This window comes from Sphingobium sp. PNB (assembly GCF_019873065.1).
Taxonomy (GTDB): Bacteria; Pseudomonadota; Alphaproteobacteria; order Sphingomonadales; family Sphingomonadaceae; genus Sphingobium; species Sphingobium fuliginis.
The window spans coordinates 22,443-38,968 of record NZ_JAINEZ010000047.1; the positions used below are offsets into that span (position 1 = coordinate 22,443).

Genomic DNA, 16,526 nt, shown 5'->3' on the forward strand with positions numbered 1-16,526 from the left:
TGCCGCTGCTTGGATGAGAGGGTTTAAATGCGAAAAATGTTGATCGGGCTCGCAGTAGCGTTCGCCTCTCCCGCAATGGCTCAACCGCTTGAATTTGGCAGCATCAACGAGAACACTGTGGCTACAGAAAGCCCAGAGTTCGATTGCAGAAGCGCCACGCCCACCGTGATGCTGTGCAAGCCAACCCGAACCAAGTTCGGCAAGGTTTATATCGACAGCTCGTTGGCGGTCCTAAACCAATCAACCCGCCGCGTATCCCATGTGCAGTTCACCTTCTCCACGGTGTGGACCGATGCGGCCGTAGAGGTCCTGACTGCCAAGTATGGCAAACCCAAAAGCGACGAGACATCAAGCCGGGTCAACAAAACTGGTGGGCCTTATACGGCCCGTGTTATCAGATGGCCCGACTTCGACGGAGGCGCGAAACTCGTCGTGGCTGAAGGGGAGAACGACGCATCGCTCATGATCTCTTTCCCGCAGAACGCCCGAGTGGCGGAGCCACCGAAAGTGGATTTCTAATCCTCTTCACGACTCCGGCACCTTAAACGACGTCGCTCGAGATCGCGCCAACGGCATCGCGGTACTGCTCGTAGGTTCGGGGATCGCCACGGCGGACAAGCTCGGCTTCGATCAGCGTGCGATGATCCATGCCATCCGCGCGCAAGCCATCAGACAGAGCCGTCACCCGCTGCCTGCCTGCCGTGATTGCATCGGCGAGGGTGCGTTGTTTGGGCGTTGCCGCCAGATCGCGGGCCATGGCCATCTCGGCTTTCCAGCGAGCATCGCGGGGCTGGTCGGCCATTTCGATCAGAAGCTTGCCCATTTCGCGGCAATCCTCCTGCGTCATCATCTCCACCAGGCTGATTATGTCGGTGTTCATTTCATCATCTCCTTGTTGTGCTGGGCAGCAATCGCCGCGAGGCGGACAGCCCTTTCGGTGTCGCTGAGATCGGATCGGGGCGCGTTCTCCAGCTCGCCAATCTTCAGCATGGATGAATCGCCGTAGCGCTTGGGCGACAGGCGGGCGGCCAGCCATTTGCGGCTATCCACGCGGAGCCTGGCACGCTGGACATGCTCATGGTCGAGCTCCTTGCCATCCTCGCCTGCAACCCAGTCGGCCGTGCCGTCGTCGGATATTTCGATGACCTCCTCCGCTAGCGTCTCAGCGTAGAGCGCCTTCGCGACAGCATAGCCTGCGCGGAATTCAGGATCGCGGGCCAGCCAGTTCATCACCGTCGCCTTGCAGGGCATGCCATCACGGGCGCAGATCGCGCGGACCGTCTCGCCCTCCATGATGCGGAGGAAGATTTCTTGGTGGATCGCCTGCGGGTCCATCACCTGCTGCCTCGCGCGCGCGCGTGCAGGCGCGCGTCCTGGTCCAACATCGGGGGCGGTCTGGTCTTTCTTTGCCATCAGGGAAGCTCTTCAAATCGGTCGTTGAGGGGGCGGGATCAGTGGGGCGATCAGCCATCGTTCCATCCGATGACGTTGCCGTGCTCGTCCAAGCCATCATCCGCATTCAGATCGGGCGCGGCGGCCTGAATGGCCGCGCCCGTTATATACGTAGTATATAGGGGGGTCGGTGCGTGCGGTTCGGCGCACGCATTTTCAACGGTTTGCGCTTGGGGTTGGTGCGGGTCGGTGCATGGGGTTGGTGCGGGGGGGGCGGTGCGCTTTTCAGCCGCCTTGATCCCGTATTTCCATGACCGATTTTCCCGCTTCCAGAGCGCCTTATCCAGCTCAATTTCGCCAAGGTGCAGCAGGCGTTCGAACGCAGCCTCGAAAGCTTTCCGCCCAAAGCCTTTGCCCTCTGCCATGGAGGGGAATACCGAGGCGTAATAGTTGACGCCCGGGTTGTGCGAGACGGCGCGCTTGCTGGCGGTGGCTGCGGCGAGGCAGCGCATGAACGCAGCATTTTCGCCGTTCGCCTTTGCTACCTCTGCCAATTCGGCACGGGTGCCGGCAGGCAGATCATCATCCCGAACGAACGCCCATTTGTGCCAGCGGAATTCCAGCCGCTCGCCATTTCGGGCATAGTTGGCCTTGCCGCGCCGAAGCACCCGGACATCGGGGTCGATCGGGTTGCCCAGGTCATCTTTCGGCACCTCCATGAAGAGACGAGAGCGAACCTGATTTTCCCATGCCGTAGAGCCAGAGAACTCTTGCCCCTGTTTGTTCGGATGCCCGAGGAACAGCACGCTCCCGTCAATCTCCAGCGCCAGGCTGTTGAGCAACGACACGAAGGCGGCGACCTGATTGCGAATGTTCTCGTTGCCGGCGAAGAGTTGCGCGACGTTATCAAGTGCAATGAAGCCGGCACCGATTGACTTGGCCGTGTCGACTAGAGCGCGATAGGCGTCACTTACGACCATCTTCCCCTCGGGGGTGAATGTCGCCAGTTCATTGCCGATTTCGCCCAGGAGGCTTACAAGGTGTAGCTTACCAGATAGGGCCGACAGCGGGACGCCCATGGCAGCGCAAAGCGCCTTCTGGCGGTGGTGCAGCTCGTCATCGTCATCCTCGCAGGTCACGTAGATGGCCGCAGACTGCCGCGTTTCCACACCCATGAAGGGCATGCCCATAGCAATGGCAGTACAAAGCTGCTGGCTGAGCAGAGACTTGCCCGCGCTTCCAGCGCCCGTGAGATAGGTTGCTTGCCGGTGTGGGACGTAGTCAGTCCAAGCCCATTGCCGCTCTGGCGTCTCCAGCCCTTCCCAACCGGCAGGATCGATCAACGGAAGCAATTTACGCCGCCCTGCTATGGGAAGATCCTCCTTAGAGTTCGCGCTCCAGCCCCGCGACCAGTCAACACGCCCGCCAGGCTCATCGGCAGCGTTCAACGACTCCAGATTAAGCGGCACGTTGCACCGCCTTCCTGTATGTCACGCGAGGCATGCGTGCCGGTTTGGAGAGGACAGAGATCAGCCTACGGCCGATCAACTCGTCGGCTTCGATTGCCTCCAGCGCGGCCAAGTCGCGGATTTCCGGCGCCGACCAGTCAAGCACGCAGATGCCTTCGCCAGCGCCAGCCAGCCATTCCAACGGCGTCGCGTAGAGTTTCACCGGACCATTATCCCAGCGGGGAAGCAGCCAGTCCGTCCCGAGCGCCCAGCCTAAGCCGGTGCGCCAGAACCAGCGCGCGGGATTGCTGGAGCGCCATGCAATCAAGTCGATCATCTCGCCCTGGTCCATCACTGGCATGACGACGTGCGTGGGGCCATCCACAGGCTGATAGAAATAGGATGGCTCGACCGCGGCCGGGCTGATGCCAAATGCGGGTTGCATAGCACCAAGCGCGGCTATCGAAGCCCCGGGCACGCCCAGTGCAATCATGCGATCGATATGCGCCTGCCTGACAGAGTTCGCCGCGGCGGCCATTTCGGCTTCAAGATCGGTGGACTTCATGATGATCCTCCCCGGACTTATCGATGATGTTCCACCCGTGCGCTTTCTGCCGCGCGTTGGCACAAGCTAGCGCATCAGCATGGGTGCGGAATTCCATGCTCGGCAGAGCAATGGACCGCGGCTCGAAAGTGACGACAAAACGCCCGCCGAACACGCATTCGCTGATGATGATGGTGCCCTCTATCATGCGGCACCTCCCAACGGAGGCTCGCTGAAGGTGAAGTCCACCACCTTGGATCCGAGGGATTGCGCCTTAGCTCGGGCTGACTCCAGCGCTTCCAGGTGAGTCACGAACACGCCAGCGAACACATAGCCGCCGTCCCAATATTCGATGCCGACCATGAATTCGCCATCGGCACCGCTGACGCTGATGTAGCGGATGCCCTCGCGCGGACGCTGAGGCGGCAGATGAACAATGTCACCCATGGCGCACCTCCACCGTTGCGGCGAGGGACGCAATCAGGTATTCAGTCCGGGCTCCATAATCGTATTGGAAGGTGCCCCTTAGCTTGCCGGCGGGGGCATTTTCTTTTGGCGGACCCAGCGGCCCGAGAGGATCGCGCCCCATCAGGCCGCGACCTTCTTCGAGGTGCTGTGCATAAGGTGCGCTTCCATCCAAGCGTCGAGGTCGGCAACGCGGTATAGAACCCGCCGACCAAGCTTCAGGAAGGGTGGGCCCCCGCCATATACCCGCTTCTTATGAAGCGTCTTGACCGCGATCCCGAGGCGGGCCGCAGCGCCTGCCGTATCAACAGTGATGGTTTCCATATCTTTCTCCGCATCGCGCACTGTGGCGATACAGGGAAAAATACGGCGCACCCCAGATCAGTTGAATTCAGGCCGTTTGCCTATTTATCGTTCTAAACCAGAGACTTACGGCGAAAAATGCAAATTAGTTTTGGCGATCCTGAATTTTTCTCTTGCTAATGGGCGAATCGTAGAACGAGGGCTGCACGCATCAAGAGTTGCTGATCACCTGCAGGCGGAAATCCACTTTACGGACGAGGTCTTTATAGCGGTCGTCGCCAAACACAGCCCCTTCGAGATAGTTGTGATACAGCCGCATGGCGTCGCGCTTGTCCTCGTAGAAATCCCAATGCTGGTAATGCCTGGCGGTCTTGGTCACCTCCTTGTCATGGTGATCCTGAAGGCGATCGATGATCTTCTGGGGCACGCCCAGCGGCTGCATGGCGGTGGACATCGTCCGGCGAAGATCGTGTGCGGTCCAACGGGGCAAGGTCAGACCAGTCACCTCTTTGATTTTTTCGTCCAACGCGACTTTAGCGGCGCTGAAGCCTGAAACGGCCTTCTTCCGCGACCCCATGAAGATCGGCCTGTCGGATGGCGGCATTTCGTCCTCGCCCGCAATTTCCTCCCGAAGCGTCTCGAGTAGGGCAAGGGCGCTGATGTTGAGCGGCATTAGAAATGCCCCGCGATCATCGTTCGGCTTCCGCTTCATTCGTGCCGCGGGGATAATCAGCACCTCATGGGCGCTTGCATACTCGCCCCACAGCGCTTCAGCCGCCTCCCTCAAGCGCAGACCGGTCAACATGATCAGGCAATACAAATCGCCGAAGGGATAGCCCAGCGCTTGCGCCCCTTGCCACACCGCCTTGAGCTCTGCCGCCGAAAGCACCCGGTTTCGGACATTCTCCTTGGCAGGGGCGTCGAGCGCGCGCGCGGGGTGCCAGTTGAGGATCGTCTTATCGTTCGCCCAGGTATAAAGCTTGCGGATAGCCTTGCGCGCAGCGATGCCGGCCGACGGGCTGCGAACGGCTAGAACGCCCAGCGCCCTTTCGATTTGTTCACGCTGAAGAGTGTCGACGCGGACCTTCCCCTCCTGTTTCGCGAGCTGTTTGCCCATGTCGAGCAGCGCCCGTTGAGTAAGATCCCAGCTGCGCGGCTGATTCTTCTTTGCATACTCCTCGACAAACTCTTCGCAGAAAGTGTCAAACTGGAAGCGGCGCGCTTGCTCACTTTCAAGAGCCGCTTTCTCTCGTTCAGCAGCCTCTGCGGCCTGATTGCGTTGCCGTTCGGCGAAGGGATCGATCCCCTGCCGCCGTCGCTGCAAAAGATCCCTAGCATGCTCCCGCGCAGCGTGCGGCAACCACTCGGCCCCATGTCTACCGATCGTCACCCGCCGTAGTTTTGTACCTCTGCCGCCGACACGATATTGCACGATGTACGATTTGACCCCGCCGCCGCGCGGCCCGTATGGAGTGACCGTGACGCCGAAACCTGCTAGCTCGGTATCCCAGACGGTCAGCCGCTTGCTGGGGTCCGGATCGGGCTTCAGCCCGTCGACAAAACTCTTCGTCAGCTTCGCTTTCATCACCGCCCCAGATAAGCACCAGATAAGCACGCTCGGGAGATTCCCCGGACACTCGGGAGAACACTAGGGCAGAAAGAGGCGGGCAAACAAGTTGAATTTGGGCACTTTAGCCAATCCTGGGGATGACTGGCGAACTCACATCATAAACCTTCCAAGCTTGTGATGCGGGTTCGATCCCCGCTACCCGCTCCATCCCCTCATGGAGGCCCGTCCACGCCCATGGGCGACATCGTCAATCTACGACAGGCGCGCAAGGCGAAGGCTCGGGCGGACAAGGAACGCCAGGCTCAGGGCAATCGCGTCAAATTCGGCCGCACCAAGGCGGAACGTGTGGCGCAGTCAGCGGAAGAAGAACGGAACAAGCGGCTGATCGAAGGCGCGCGCCGTGGCAATAGGGATGATAGTCCCAAATAATAGATCGCTGATTCTGAACCACAGGCAAGAATATAAAGTCTAAAACATCATCCATCAAAATGAACGAATGTTCATATTGGCTATGTTCTGATCATTTCGTCGGCCCTTTGGCTCGATTGATCGGGAATAGCCTTCAGGCTTTGCGCTGAATCGTGAGGCTCGCGGGTTTGATCATGGCTATGACTGGAAACATTCGCTCACTTCGCCCCGCCAGGGCCGCGATTGCCGCTGTTCTGGCTTTCAGTTCGCCTCCGCTGCTCGCGCAGACCATCGTGCCGCCGAGCCAGCCGGTGATTGTCAATCCAGCCGCGGAACCGGAGCAATCGCCGGCTTCGTCCGCTCCAGCATTTGCGCCCGCGCAGCCTGTGGTTCAATCGACGCCTTCGGTCGAACAGCGGCTGGATGCCGCCATTGCGGCGTCGCAGGCGGAGGAGAAGGCGCAGACTGCGGTAGCGGCTCCGGTGGAGCGGCGCGCACCAAGGCCAGCGACCCGAGCGGCAGCGCGGACCGAGCCTGTCGCGTCCCCGCAACGCGCTACGGCCCCGGTGCAAAGCGAAGCGCCTGCCCCGGCGCCTGTACAGGCGGCCGCTCCGCCAGCAGCCGCCGTTCCTGTAAGGCCGGCGCCAGTTCCTCCGTCGCAAGCCGGGATCGATCCCGCGCTGCTTTGGGCGTTGGGCGGGGGCTCGCTGCTGATGGCGGGTCTCGCGGGCGCTGCCCTGTTGCGCAGGCGCAAGCGTCGTGAAGGTCAGTGGGAAGGCGAGGAGCATTGGGAGGGCGAGGTGATCCAGCCCATGCCTGCGGAACCTGCTCCCGCCATGCCGCTGATGACGCCGTCGCCCGCGATTGCTCCTGCGCGGAGCGAGGAGGAAAGCAGCTTGGAAGCGATGGTGGCTGCGCCGCCAAGCCCGGAAAACCCGTTCCGAACCCACGCCAAGCGCATGACCCGCGCAAAATTCCTCCTCGCGCAGCGGCAGAAGCAGGCGGCGACCCCGGCGGCGGAGGAAACCATGGCAGCGCCGCCAGTATCGGCCGGGCCCGCGCCTGCGGCGACGCAGACGGTCTATCGTTTCGGTTCCGACCGGCGCCGCGACAGCGTCTTCAAGCCGCGGACGAGCTGAGCCCGATTCGATTCCTTGCGGAAAGGGGATGCCGGTTCTGATCGGCATCCCCTTCGTCATGCGATAGTTCCGCCGTTGCGGTTGCGTTGGACCGCCCGGCCTGATACCGGCCCGCCGGTAATTGCATGGCCGCCCAGGCCCGCTTCAAGGAAAGTTGCCCATGTCCGACAAGATCAACCGCATCGTTCTTGCCTTCTCAGGTGGGCTGGATACCAGCGTGATCCTGAAATGGCTGCAACAGACCTACCAGTGCGAGGTGGTGACCTTCACCGCCGATCTGGGACAGGGCGAGGAACTGGAGCCCGCCCGCGCCAAGGCGCGTCTGATGGGCGTCAAGGAAGAGCATATCTTCATCGATGACCTGCGCGAGGAATTCGTGAAGGACTATGTCTTCCCGATGATGCGCTCCAACGCGCTTTATGAAGGGCTTTACCTGCTCGGCACGTCCATCGCCCGGCCACTGATCGCCAAGCGGCAGATCGAGATCGCGAAGCAGGTCGGGGCGGATGCCGTCAGCCACGGCGCAACCGGCAAGGGCAATGACCAGGTGCGCTTCGAACTTGGCTATTACGGTCTCTCGCCCGACATCAAGGTGATCGCGCCCTGGCGCGAATGGGACCTCACCAGCCGCACCAGGCTGATCGAATTCGCTGAGAAGCACCAGATTCCGATCCCCCGCGACAAGCGCGGCGAAAGCCCCTTCTCGACGGACGCGAACATGCTGCACACCTCTTCGGAGGGCAAGGTGCTGGAAGATCCGTGGGAAGAAACACCGGACTATGTCTATTCGCGCACAGTGAATCCGGAGGATGCGCCCGACGCGCCCGAATATATCACCATCGATTTCGAGCGCGGCGACGGCGTGGCGATCAATGGCGTCGGCATGTCGCCCGCGACCCTGCTGGAAACGCTCAACGACTATGGCCGCAAGCATGGCATCGGCCGTCTCGATCTGGTCGAGAACCGCTTCGTCGGCATGAAGTCGCGCGGCATGTATGAGACGCCGGGCGGCACCATCTACCACCTCGCCCATCGCGGAATCGAGCAACTGACGCTCGACCGGGGCGCCGCGCACCTGAAGGATGAACTGGCGCCGCGCTATGCCGAACTCATCTATAACGGCTTCTGGTTCTCGCCCGAGCGCGAGATGCTGCAGGCGGCGATCGACTTCAGTCAGGAGAAGGTGACCGGCACGGTTCGCCTGAAGCTCTACAAGGGCGGCGTCTATGTCGTGGGCCGCAAGTCGCCCTATTCGCTTTACAGCGAGAAGGTCGTGACCTTCGAGGACGATGCGGGCGCCTATGACCAGCGCGACGCGGCGGGCTTCATCAAGCTGAACGCGCTTCGCCTGCGTCTGCTGGGACGCCGGGATCGTTGAATTTGATTGTCGTTCCCGCGAAGGAGGTTTGGAACCGAAGCCAAGCCTCCGCCCGATACAAATTGCGACATTTTATCGGGTGACGTGACAAAATTGCGGGACAAAACTCCCCGATAAGCATCCGCAAGGACGGCAGGGCGCCGTTCGTGACAGACGCTTTGAAGGAAGATTTCCATGATCCGCAAATTCATGACCACGGTGGCGCTGGGCTCGCTGTTCGTCGGCGGGCTCGCTGCTTCGCACCTTGCTTTCGCTCAGGACGACAGCGCCGGACCGCGTGGCGGCGGCATGCTGATGATGGCCGACGCCAACAAGGACGGCGCCGTCACAAAGGTGGAACTGACCGCCGCCCTCGAAGCCCGCTTCGCCAGGCTGGACGCCAACAAGGACGGCAAGCTCGACCAGGCGGATCGCGACATCCTCCGTCAGCAGCGGCTGGATGAGCGTTTCGCGGCGCTCGATACCGACAGGAACGGCCAGATCAGCAAGGCGGAATTTGCCGCCGGGCATCAGGGCCGGGACGGCATGCACGATCGCATGGGCAAGCCCGGCGGGCGGGACGGCCATGGCTGGGGCCATCGCTGGGGAAAGCATGGTGGCGGACAGTATGGTGGGGCACAGGGCATGCGCGGCGGTCCGGGCGATGAAATGAAGAAGGACGGCACCATCACCAAGGCCGAATTCATGGCCCGCCCGCTCGCCATGTTCGACAAGGCCGACGCCAATCATGACGGCAAGGTGACCGCCGATGAGATGAAGGCGGCGCGGCAGGCCTTCCGCGACGGCTGGCGCGACCGCAAGGGGCCGCCGCCCGCCAATTGAGGGCAGGGGTGAAGGCGTCGATTGCGCGCCTTCGCCCTTCCCACCCGCATCCAGCCATGACAAGAACCGGACCATGAGCGAACGACCCCATCTGCTGCTCGTCGACGACGAGCGCTCGATCCGCGAGCCGCTGGCGCAATATCTCGGCCGCAACGGCTTTCGCGTGACGGCCGTCGAAAATGCGTCGGAAGCGCGGATGCGCCTTAACGCCAACGCCATCGACCTGGTGATCCTGGACATCATGATGCCGGGCGAGGACGGGTTGTCGCTCTGCCGCCACATCCGTGAGACCAGCGAGATTCCGGTGATCCTGCTGACCGCGAAATCGGAGGAGACGGACCGTATCGTCGGGTTGGAAATGGGCGCGGACGATTATGTGCTGAAGCCCTTTTCCCCGCGCGAGCTGGTCGCCCGCATCAAGGTGATCTTCCGCCGCGTCGCGACCGGCGGGCAGCGGGTCACGGCCCCCGATGGCGCAACCTATGCCTTCGCCAACTGGCTGCTCAAGACGCAGGAACGCACGCTGGTCGACGGCGAGGGGGTGGCGTTGCCCCTATCCACGGCGGAATATAATCTGATGCTGGCCTTCGCGACGCGGCCCAATCAGGTGCTGAGCCGCGACCAGTTGCTGGACATCACCCAGGGCAGGGAGGCCAATGCCTTCGACCGGGCGATCGACAACCAGATCAGCCGCCTGCGCAAGAAGATGGAGCCGGACCCGAAGAACCCGACCCTCATCAAGACGGTCTGGGGCGGCGGCTACACCCTGTCCGCGGACGTGCGGAAGCTGTGAGGCGGCTGCGCCTTTGGCCGCAGAGCGTCGTCGGCCAGATCATCATCCTCGTCGCGCTGGCGCTGTTCGTGGCGCAGGCGATCAATTTCACCCTGTTGCTGCGCGAGCGCCAACGGATCGAGCTGACCGCGCAGACGGCGCCGGGCGTCTATCGCATCGTCGACGCGCTCGACAACCGGCCGGACCGGCGCGGCGGCGACGAGGCGGATCGGCGGGGAAGGGTGCGCTTCCTGAATGCTGCCCCGCCCTTGCCGGGGCAAGCCCGGCCGGACGTCGAGCGCCGCGCGAGGGCGATGTTCGACGATGTCGGCCTTTCGGTCCGCTCCATCCGTGCGGCTGAACAGCCGCAGCTGCTGCCGCTGCGGCGCTGGGACAATTTCCGCATGCGCGCGGTCGGCGGCAGGCATGATCATGTGCATATGACGCGTCTGGCGATGGCGGTCGAATATCAGCCGGGCAAATGGGCGCTGACGCAGACGCGCATCGGGGACCGGCCGCCGCGCTTCGGCGGATGGCTGGTGGGGCAGACGCTGATCCTCTACGCGATCGTGCTGCTGCCGCTGCTCTGGGTCGGGCGCAGGCTGGCGCGGCCGTTGAAGCAGTTGACCCTTTCGGCGGAGCAGTTCGCCCGCACCGGATCGGCCGACCCGGTGGAGGAACGCGGCCCCGGCGACGTGCGGCAACTCACTATAGCCTTCAACGCGATGCGCAGCCGCATCTTTGCGATGTTGAACGAGAAGGACCGGATGCTGGGCGCCATCGGCCATGACCTGCGCACGCCCCTGGCCTCGCTGCGCGTGCGCGCCGAATCGGTGGAGGACGAGGGCGAGCGGGCCCGCATGTCCGAGACGATCGACGAGATGAACCGGATGCTGGAGGATATTCTCTCGCTCGCCCGCGCGGGTCGCAGCAGCGAAGCCCGGCAGAAGGTCGATATGTCGGCGCTGGCGGACGCCGTGGTCGAGGATTTTCTGGAACTCGGGTCCCCGGTCGATCTGGCCGACAGCGATCGCGCGGTCGCCAATGTGCGCCCGCAACAGATTCGCCGCGCGCTGCGCAACCTGATCGAGAATGCCATCGTCTATGGCGAGCGGGCTCATGTCTCGGTCGAAAGAGGGGATGGCACCATCCGGCTGATCGTGGCGGACGATGGACCCGGCATATCGGAAGACCGGATGGAAGAGATGATGGAGCCCTTCACCCGGCTGGAGGGCTCGCGCAATCGGGACACTGGCGGGGCCGGCCTGGGGCTGGCGCTGGTTCGGGCGATCATGACCGAACATGGCGGCGCGCTGAAGCTCGCCAACCGGGCGCAGGGCGGATTGGAAGCGAGTCTGGTCCTACCGGCCTGAAAACGGCGATTTTCAGCCGAAGTTCACAGTGTATGCGCGCGCGTGCCCGGGCGCGCGTAGGCGCATCGCGCAATGCGTCAGACGTTTCAAAGAGGGGTGGGCGATAGGCGGGCCGGCGGACAATAGGACAGGCCGAACTGGGTCAATGTCGGGGAAATAGGATATTTTGTCAGTAGCCTGTTGCGCTTGGGTCACATGCTCCTGCGGGGGGCTTGGGGCGAGGTCGGGAGCAGAATGGCTGGAAATTGGCCAATTCGAGACCTTCCTTCTTTCTTGAGGGAGAAGAATAGGAAGTCTTGGCGGCGAAGGAGCCCAGGCTGATTTGGATGAGGGGGGAGCGGGCCTGCGGCCCGCGCGATCCCCTGGATCGCAACCCCCTCACCCAGCTACGACTAAGGCAGCAAGCTGCCAAGTCTGCGCAGCCCTCTCCCTCAAGGGAGAGGGATAAAGCGGGTGTCCGCTTACCATCCTTTTTCGTCTTCCATTTCGGCCTTAGCCCTGGGCCGAGCGCAGGATGACGCGTAACGACGCAGGCTAGAGGATTTCATTGGCCCGTTCGGGAGGGCGGGCGATCACCGCGCCCTTGCCGGTGATCACGATGGCACGTTCGATCAGGATCGGGTGCGTGGCCATCGCGTCGAGGACGGCCTTGTCGTCCGACACGTCCAGGCCGATTTCCTTCACTACGCCCTCGCCCTTGCGGATGGCTTCCGATGGGCGCACGCCCGCCCTCTTCAGGACCGCCTCGATTTCGGCGCGGCTGGGCGGGGTCTTGATATATTCGACGACCTCTATGTCGACCCCCGGTGCATTTTCCAGGATCGCGAGCGCCGCGCGCGACTTGGAGCAGCGGGGGTTGTGCCAGATGGTCGCCCTCATGCCTTCTTATCCCTCACGTTCCAGCCACTCTTCCAGCCACTTGATCGTGTAGTCGCCGTTGAGGAAGTCCGGGTCGGTCAGCAGCTTCTGGTGGAGCGGGATCGTGGTCTTCATCCCCTCGATCACATATTCCTCCAGCGCGCGGCGCAGGCGCATGATCGCGCCTTCGCGGGTGCGGCCATAGACGATCAGCTTGCCGATCATGCTGTCATAATAGGGCGGCACCTTATAGCCCTGATACAGGCCGCTATCGACGCGGACATGCATGCCGCCCGGCACATGATAGCTGGTGACGGTGCCCGGCGAGGGCGCGAAAGTGCGCGGGTCTTCGGCATTGATGCGGCATTCGATGGCGTGGCCGGTGAAGACCAGGTCCTTCTGCTCGACCGAGAGCGGCTTGCCCTCCGCCACGCGGATCTGTTCGCGCACCAGATCGACGCCCGTGATCATCTCCGTCACCGGATGTTCCACCTGAAGGCGGGTGTTCATCTCGATGAAGTAGAATTCGCCGTCTTCCCAGAGGAATTCGATGGTGCCCGCGCCGCGATAGGCCATGTCGGCCATCGCCTTGCGCACGACTTCGCCCATCCGGTCGCGCTCGGCGGTGGAGAGGACGGGGGAGGGCGCCTCCTCCAGCACCTTCTGGTGGCGGCGCTGGAGCGAGCAGTCGCGTTCGCCAAGGTGGATGGCGTTGCCGTTGCCGTCGCCGAAGACCTGGAATTCGATATGCCGGGGATTGCCCAGATATTTTTCCATGTAAACGGTGTCGTCGCCGAAGGCGGCCTTGGCTTCGGAGCCGGCCTGCTTCATCAGCGTTTCGAGCTGGTCTTCGGAAGGCACCACCTTCATGCCGCGTCCGCCGCCGCCAGAGGCCGCCTTGATGAGGACGGGGTAGCCGATCTTCGCGGCGATTTCCTTCGCTTCCGCGATGTCGGAGATCGCGCCGTCGGAGCCGGGAACCAGCGGCAGGCCGAGCGCGCCGGCGGTGCGCTTTGCCTCCACCTTGTCGCCCATGATGCGGATATGTTCGGGCTTGGGACCGACGAAGGCGATGTTGTGCGCCTCCACGATCTCCGCGAACTGGGCGTTTTCCGACAGGAAGCCATAGCCCGGGTGGATCGCGTCCGCGCCGGAGATTTCGGCGGCGGAGATGATCGCGGCGATGTTGAGATAGCTGTCCTTCGCCGCGGGCGGGCCGATGCAGATCGCTTCGTCGGCGAGGCGCACATGCATGGCGTCGGCGTCGGCGGTCGAATGCACCGCCACCGTCTTGATGCCCATTTCATGGCAGGCGCGATGGATGCGGAGCGCGATTTCGCCCCGGTTCGCGATCAGCAGCTTTTCGATGGCCATGTGTGAAGCGGCCCTTATTCGATGACGATCAGCGGCTGGTCATATTCGACCGGCTGGCCGTTATCGACCAGCACGGCCTTGACCGTGCCGGCATGGGGCGCGGTGATGGCGTTCATGACCTTCATGGCTTCGACGATCAGCACGGTGTCGCCCGCTTTCACGGTCGAACCGACGGCGGCATAGGGCGCAGCGCCCGGTTCGGCGGCGAGATAGGCGGTGCCGACGATGGGCGAGCGGATGGCGTTGGCGGCCACGGCCGGGGCGGCGGCTTCGGCCGGAGCGGGGGCGGCGGCCGGCGCGGCCGTGGCGACCGGAGCGGCGGCGACGGGCGGGGGCGCATAGGTGACGGCGCCGCCGCCCACCTTGCGCGCGACGCGGATCTTGCGGTCGCCGTCCTCCACCTCGATTTCCGTCAGGTTGGTGTCGTCGAGCAGCGCGGCGAGATCGCGCACCAATTGTACGTCCACCTGCATTGCGCCCTTTTCAGCCTTGTCGTTCATTTTCAGTCCCTGGACGGTGAATTTCGTGTTCCGATGCCCGCGCCTATGCGCATTTGCGCCGGAGCGCAACTTATGTGCGTCGAGCTACAGTTCGAGCGCCGCCTCCAGCGCGAGCATGTAGGACAGGGCGCCGAAGCCCGCGATGGTCCCCTTCGCCGCCATGCCGACATAGCTTTTGTGGCGGAATTCCTCGCGCCGGTGGGGGTTGGAGAGGTGCACCTCTATCACCGGGACCGTGATGGCCTTGATCGCGTCGTGCAGCGCGACGGAGCTGTGGGTAAGGCCGGCGGCGTTGAGGATGACGGCGTGCGCGCCCTCCGCATGCGCCTCCTGCAGCCAGTCGACCAGATGGCCTTCGTGGTTGGACTGGCGGAAATCGATCTCGACATGGGCGCGGTTGGCGGCGTCCTCCATCCGCTCGGCAATGTCGTCCAGCGTGTCATAGCCGTAGATTTCAGGCTCCCGCGTGCCGAGCATGTTGATGTTGGGACCGTTCAGGACATAGATTTTGCGCGTTTCGGCCATGGCGGTCCCCTTATGGTTGCGGGTGGGGCGTCGACGCCCCTATATGCGCGCTGATCTTTAGCCCTTCGTGTCGCGCCAAGTCGAGACACCTTGTTTGACAGGACAGAGCATTGAGCGTCGACGGAACCGTGTCCATCCATATCAATGGCGAGCATCGCCGCGTGCGTGCGGGCATGACGCTGGCGGAGCTGGCGAGCGAGCTGGGTTTCGTGCCGGAGAAGGTGGCGGTGGAGCGCAATCTGGAGGTGGTGCCGCGATCGACGCTGGCGCAGGTGTGCGTCGAGGATGGCGACGAACTGGAGATCGTGCATTTCGTTGGCGGCGGCGACCATCCGGTCGCGGGCGGCGGCGATGTCCCGGCGGTGGATGAGGATGGCTGGACCGTGGCGGGCCGGACCTTCCGTTCGCGGCTGATCGTCGGCACGGGCAAGTACAGGGATTTCGAGCAGAATGCGGCGGCCGTCGCGGCTTCGGGGGCGGAGATCGTCACCGTGGCGGTGCGGCGGGTCAATGTGTCGGACCCCAAGGCGCCGATGCTGACGGATTTCATCGATCCCCGGAAGATCACCTATCTGCCCAATACGGCAGGCTGCTACACGGGGGAGGAGGCGATCCGCACCTTGCGCCTGGCGCGCGAGGCGGGCGGTTGGGATCTGGTGAAGCTGGAAGTGCTGGGCGAGGCGCGGACGCTCTATCCCGACATGGTGGAAACGCTGCGGGCGACGGAGATACTGGCCAGGGAAGGCTTCAAGCCGATGGTCTATTGCGTGGACGATCCCATTGCGGCGAAGCGGCTGGAGGATGCGGGCGCGGTGGCGATCATGCCGCTGGGCGCACCGATCGGGTCGGGGCTGGGCATCCAGAATCGCGTGACGATAAGGCTGATCGTGGAAGGGACCCGGCTGCCGGTGCTGGTCGATGCGGGCGTGGGGACGGCTTCCGAAGCGGCCGAGGCGATGGAACTGGGCTGCACCGGCGTGCTGATGAACACGGCCATTGCCGAGGCGAAGGACCCGGTGCTGATGGCCGCCGCGATGAAGGCCGGGGTCGAGGCGGGCCGGATGGCCTATCGGGCCGGGCGGATGGCGAAGCGCATGTATGCCGATCCTTCAAGTCCATTGGCTGGGCTGATCTGAGGCGCTGGCAAGAGGGTGCGCCATGCTCCCGCGGAGGCAGGAGCCTGTTAGGATGGTGTCTGAACGGGGCAGGACGGGGCGGTCATGAGCCGCCTGCCTCATTGGAGCGCCTGCGGGAGTTGTGGTGGTATCTGCGGGGTTGCGACTTTCGCCGTTGCAGCAAATTGACCCTTTGCCGGGTTGCTTCTATCTCCTTGGGCGGATTCCCGGCAGGAGGACAGGCGATGGTGAACAAGCTCTACCCCGATGCGGCGAGTGCGTTGGAGGGTTTGCTGTTCGACGGCATGTATCTGTGCGCTGGCGGGTTCGGTCTGTGCGGGATACCGGAGCGGCTGATCGATGCGATCCGGGATTCGGGTGTCAGGGAACTGACCATCGCCTCCAACAATGCGGGGATCGATGGCGAGGGGCTGGGCAAGCTGCTGCGCACGCGTCAGGTCAGGAAGATGATCTCCAGCTATGTGGGCGAGAACAAGGAGTTCGAGCGGCAATATCTGGCCGGGGAGCTGGAGGTGGAGT

General features: G+C 63.2%; 21 protein-coding genes. 9 read left to right on the forward strand and 12 right to left on the reverse strand.

The window, feature by feature from the left end; genetic code table 11:
* The first annotated feature begins 27 nt into the window (after nt 1-27).
* Entirely contained in the window at nt 28-519 is a 492-nt protein-coding gene (locus K7W03_RS16075) for a hypothetical protein (RefSeq protein WP_222886792.1), read from the forward strand.
* Between the two features lie 22 nt (nt 520-541).
* Here the strand turns inward: K7W03_RS16075 and K7W03_RS16080 are convergent, their stop codons facing one another.
* From K7W03_RS16080 to K7W03_RS16115, 8 genes are all read right to left on the reverse strand, one after another.
* Nucleotides 542-880, reverse strand: a complete 339-nt coding sequence (locus K7W03_RS16080) for a hypothetical protein (protein ID WP_222886793.1) — start codon at nt 878-880, stop codon at nt 542-544.
* Nucleotides 877-1,413 carry a hypothetical protein gene (locus K7W03_RS16085; protein WP_222886794.1) on the reverse strand — a complete coding sequence of 179 codons (537 nt, stop codon included), beginning with the start codon at nt 1,411-1,413 and terminating at the stop codon, nt 877-879. Before K7W03_RS16085 ends, K7W03_RS16080 begins: the two co-directional genes overlap by 4 nt.
* A gap of 50 nt (nt 1,414-1,463) precedes the next feature.
* A complete protein-coding gene (locus tag K7W03_RS16090) occupies nt 1,464-2,861 on the reverse strand; it encodes an AAA family ATPase (protein ID WP_222886795.1) in 1,398 nt (465 codons plus the stop codon).
* The gene (locus K7W03_RS16095; protein WP_222886796.1) at nt 2,851-3,405 is read right to left on the reverse strand and encodes a hypothetical protein; all 555 of its coding nucleotides are present in this window, start codon (nt 3,403-3,405) and stop codon (nt 2,851-2,853) included. The genes K7W03_RS16090 and K7W03_RS16095 overlap by 11 nt, the downstream gene beginning before the upstream one ends.
* Nucleotides 3,386-3,592 carry a hypothetical protein gene (locus K7W03_RS16100; RefSeq protein WP_222886797.1) on the reverse strand — a complete coding sequence of 69 codons (207 nt, stop codon included), beginning with the start codon at nt 3,590-3,592 and terminating at the stop codon, nt 3,386-3,388. The genes K7W03_RS16095 and K7W03_RS16100 overlap by 20 nt, the downstream gene beginning before the upstream one ends.
* Entirely contained in the window at nt 3,589-3,831 is a 243-nt protein-coding gene (locus K7W03_RS16105; RefSeq protein ID WP_222886798.1) for a hypothetical protein, read from the reverse strand. The genes K7W03_RS16100 and K7W03_RS16105 overlap by 4 nt, the downstream gene beginning before the upstream one ends.
* Nucleotides 3,832-3,972: 141 nt before the next feature.
* On the reverse strand, nt 3,973-4,173 hold the full coding sequence (locus K7W03_RS16110; RefSeq protein WP_222886799.1) for a helix-turn-helix transcriptional regulator: 201 nt from the start codon (nt 4,171-4,173) through the stop codon (nt 3,973-3,975).
* Nucleotides 4,174-4,363: 190 nt separating this feature from the next.
* Nucleotides 4,364-5,737, reverse strand: coding sequence for a site-specific integrase (locus K7W03_RS16115; protein WP_222886800.1), 1,374 nt, complete (start codon nt 5,735-5,737; stop codon nt 4,364-4,366).
* 219 nt (nt 5,738-5,956) lie between these two features.
* Between K7W03_RS16115 and K7W03_RS16120 the strand changes: the two genes are divergently transcribed.
* The 6 genes from K7W03_RS16120 (at nt 5,957) to K7W03_RS16145 (ending at nt 11,614) form a co-directional block, all read left to right on the forward strand.
* Nucleotides 5,957-6,151, forward strand: coding sequence for a DUF4169 family protein (locus K7W03_RS16120; protein WP_222886801.1), 195 nt, complete (start codon nt 5,957-5,959; stop codon nt 6,149-6,151).
* Between the two features lie 173 nt (nt 6,152-6,324).
* Entirely contained in the window at nt 6,325-7,269 is a 945-nt protein-coding gene (locus K7W03_RS16125; RefSeq protein ID WP_226870214.1) for a hypothetical protein, read from the forward strand.
* Nucleotides 7,270-7,429: 160 nt separating this feature from the next.
* Nucleotides 7,430-8,647 carry an argininosuccinate synthase gene (locus K7W03_RS16130; protein WP_222886802.1) on the forward strand — a complete coding sequence of 406 codons (1,218 nt, stop codon included), beginning with the start codon at nt 7,430-7,432 and terminating at the stop codon, nt 8,645-8,647.
* 174 nt (nt 8,648-8,821) lie between these two features.
* Nucleotides 8,822-9,469, forward strand: a complete 648-nt coding sequence (locus tag K7W03_RS16135) for an EF-hand domain-containing protein (RefSeq protein ID WP_222886803.1) — start codon at nt 8,822-8,824, stop codon at nt 9,467-9,469.
* 73 nt (nt 9,470-9,542) lie between these two features.
* Nucleotides 9,543-10,262, forward strand: a complete 720-nt coding sequence (locus K7W03_RS16140) for a response regulator (protein ID WP_222886804.1) — start codon at nt 9,543-9,545, stop codon at nt 10,260-10,262.
* Nucleotides 10,259-11,614, forward strand: a complete 1,356-nt coding sequence (locus K7W03_RS16145; RefSeq protein ID WP_222886805.1) for an ATP-binding protein — start codon at nt 10,259-10,261, stop codon at nt 11,612-11,614. The genes K7W03_RS16140 and K7W03_RS16145 overlap by 4 nt, the downstream gene beginning before the upstream one ends.
* A 534-nt stretch (nt 11,615-12,148) precedes the next feature.
* On the opposite strand, the gene arsC is transcribed toward K7W03_RS16145, so the two are convergent.
* The 4 genes from arsC to aroQ form a co-directional block, all read right to left on the reverse strand.
* Nucleotides 12,149-12,493 carry an arsenate reductase (glutaredoxin) gene (arsC, locus tag K7W03_RS16150; protein WP_222886806.1) on the reverse strand — a complete coding sequence of 115 codons (345 nt, stop codon included), beginning with the start codon at nt 12,491-12,493 and terminating at the stop codon, nt 12,149-12,151.
* A 6-nt stretch (nt 12,494-12,499) separates the two neighbouring features.
* A complete protein-coding gene (gene accC, locus K7W03_RS16155; protein ID WP_025549844.1) occupies nt 12,500-13,846 on the reverse strand; it encodes an acetyl-CoA carboxylase biotin carboxylase subunit in 1,347 nt (448 codons plus the stop codon).
* 14 nt (nt 13,847-13,860) lie between these two features.
* Nucleotides 13,861-14,346, reverse strand: coding sequence for an acetyl-CoA carboxylase biotin carboxyl carrier protein (accB, locus tag K7W03_RS16160; protein WP_025772776.1), 486 nt, complete (start codon nt 14,344-14,346; stop codon nt 13,861-13,863).
* Between the two features lie 84 nt (nt 14,347-14,430).
* Nucleotides 14,431-14,871, reverse strand: coding sequence for a type II 3-dehydroquinate dehydratase (aroQ, locus tag K7W03_RS16165; RefSeq protein WP_044661384.1), 441 nt, complete (start codon nt 14,869-14,871; stop codon nt 14,431-14,433).
* Between the two features lie 110 nt (nt 14,872-14,981).
* On the opposite strand from aroQ, the gene thiS reads away from it, so the two are divergent.
* The gene (gene thiS / locus K7W03_RS16170) at nt 14,982-16,007 is read left to right on the forward strand and encodes a sulfur carrier protein ThiS (protein WP_099185234.1); all 1,026 of its coding nucleotides are present in this window, start codon (nt 14,982-14,984) and stop codon (nt 16,005-16,007) included.
* 224 nt (nt 16,008-16,231) lie between these two features.
* Nucleotides 16,232-16,526 (forward strand): CoA transferase subunit A (locus tag K7W03_RS16175; protein ID WP_319024321.1); only part of this gene is annotated, 295 nt, incomplete at its 3' end.

What these genes read in the sequence shown, in the direction of transcription:
- K7W03_RS16075 (WP_222886792.1), top strand. Translation starts at nt 28, where the DNA reads ATGCGAAAAATGTTGATCGGGCTCGCAGTAGCGTTCGCCTCTCCCGCA.
- K7W03_RS16080 (WP_222886793.1), bottom strand. Translation starts at nt 880, where the DNA reads ATGAACACCGACATAATCAGCCTGGTGGAGATGATGACGCAGGAGGAT.
- K7W03_RS16085 (WP_222886794.1), bottom strand. Translation starts at nt 1,413, where the DNA reads ATGGCAAAGAAAGACCAGACCGCCCCCGATGTTGGACCAGGACGCGCG.
- K7W03_RS16095 (WP_222886796.1), bottom strand. Translation starts at nt 3,405, where the DNA reads ATGAAGTCCACCGATCTTGAAGCCGAAATGGCCGCCGCGGCGAACTCT.
- K7W03_RS16100 (WP_222886797.1), bottom strand. Translation starts at nt 3,592, where the DNA reads ATGATAGAGGGCACCATCATCATCAGCGAATGCGTGTTCGGCGGGCGT.
- K7W03_RS16105 (WP_222886798.1), bottom strand. Translation starts at nt 3,831, where the DNA reads ATGGGTGACATTGTTCATCTGCCGCCTCAGCGTCCGCGCGAGGGCATC.
- K7W03_RS16110 (WP_222886799.1), bottom strand. Translation starts at nt 4,173, where the DNA reads ATGGAAACCATCACTGTTGATACGGCAGGCGCTGCGGCCCGCCTCGGG.
- K7W03_RS16115 (WP_222886800.1), bottom strand. Translation starts at nt 5,737, where the DNA reads ATGAAAGCGAAGCTGACGAAGAGTTTTGTCGACGGGCTGAAGCCCGAT.
- K7W03_RS16120 (WP_222886801.1), top strand. Translation starts at nt 5,957, where the DNA reads ATGGGCGACATCGTCAATCTACGACAGGCGCGCAAGGCGAAGGCTCGG.
- K7W03_RS16125 (WP_226870214.1), top strand. Translation starts at nt 6,325, where the DNA reads ATGGCTATGACTGGAAACATTCGCTCACTTCGCCCCGCCAGGGCCGCG.
- K7W03_RS16130 (WP_222886802.1), top strand. Translation starts at nt 7,430, where the DNA reads ATGTCCGACAAGATCAACCGCATCGTTCTTGCCTTCTCAGGTGGGCTG.
- K7W03_RS16135 (WP_222886803.1), top strand. Translation starts at nt 8,822, where the DNA reads ATGATCCGCAAATTCATGACCACGGTGGCGCTGGGCTCGCTGTTCGTC.
- K7W03_RS16140 (WP_222886804.1), top strand. Translation starts at nt 9,543, where the DNA reads ATGAGCGAACGACCCCATCTGCTGCTCGTCGACGACGAGCGCTCGATC.
- arsC (WP_222886806.1), bottom strand. Translation starts at nt 12,493, where the DNA reads ATGAGGGCGACCATCTGGCACAACCCCCGCTGCTCCAAGTCGCGCGCG.
- accC (WP_025549844.1), bottom strand. Translation starts at nt 13,846, where the DNA reads ATGGCCATCGAAAAGCTGCTGATCGCGAACCGGGGCGAAATCGCGCTC.
- accB (WP_025772776.1), bottom strand. Translation starts at nt 14,346, where the DNA reads ATGAACGACAAGGCTGAAAAGGGCGCAATGCAGGTGGACGTACAATTG.
- aroQ (WP_044661384.1), bottom strand. Translation starts at nt 14,871, where the DNA reads ATGGCCGAAACGCGCAAAATCTATGTCCTGAACGGTCCCAACATCAAC.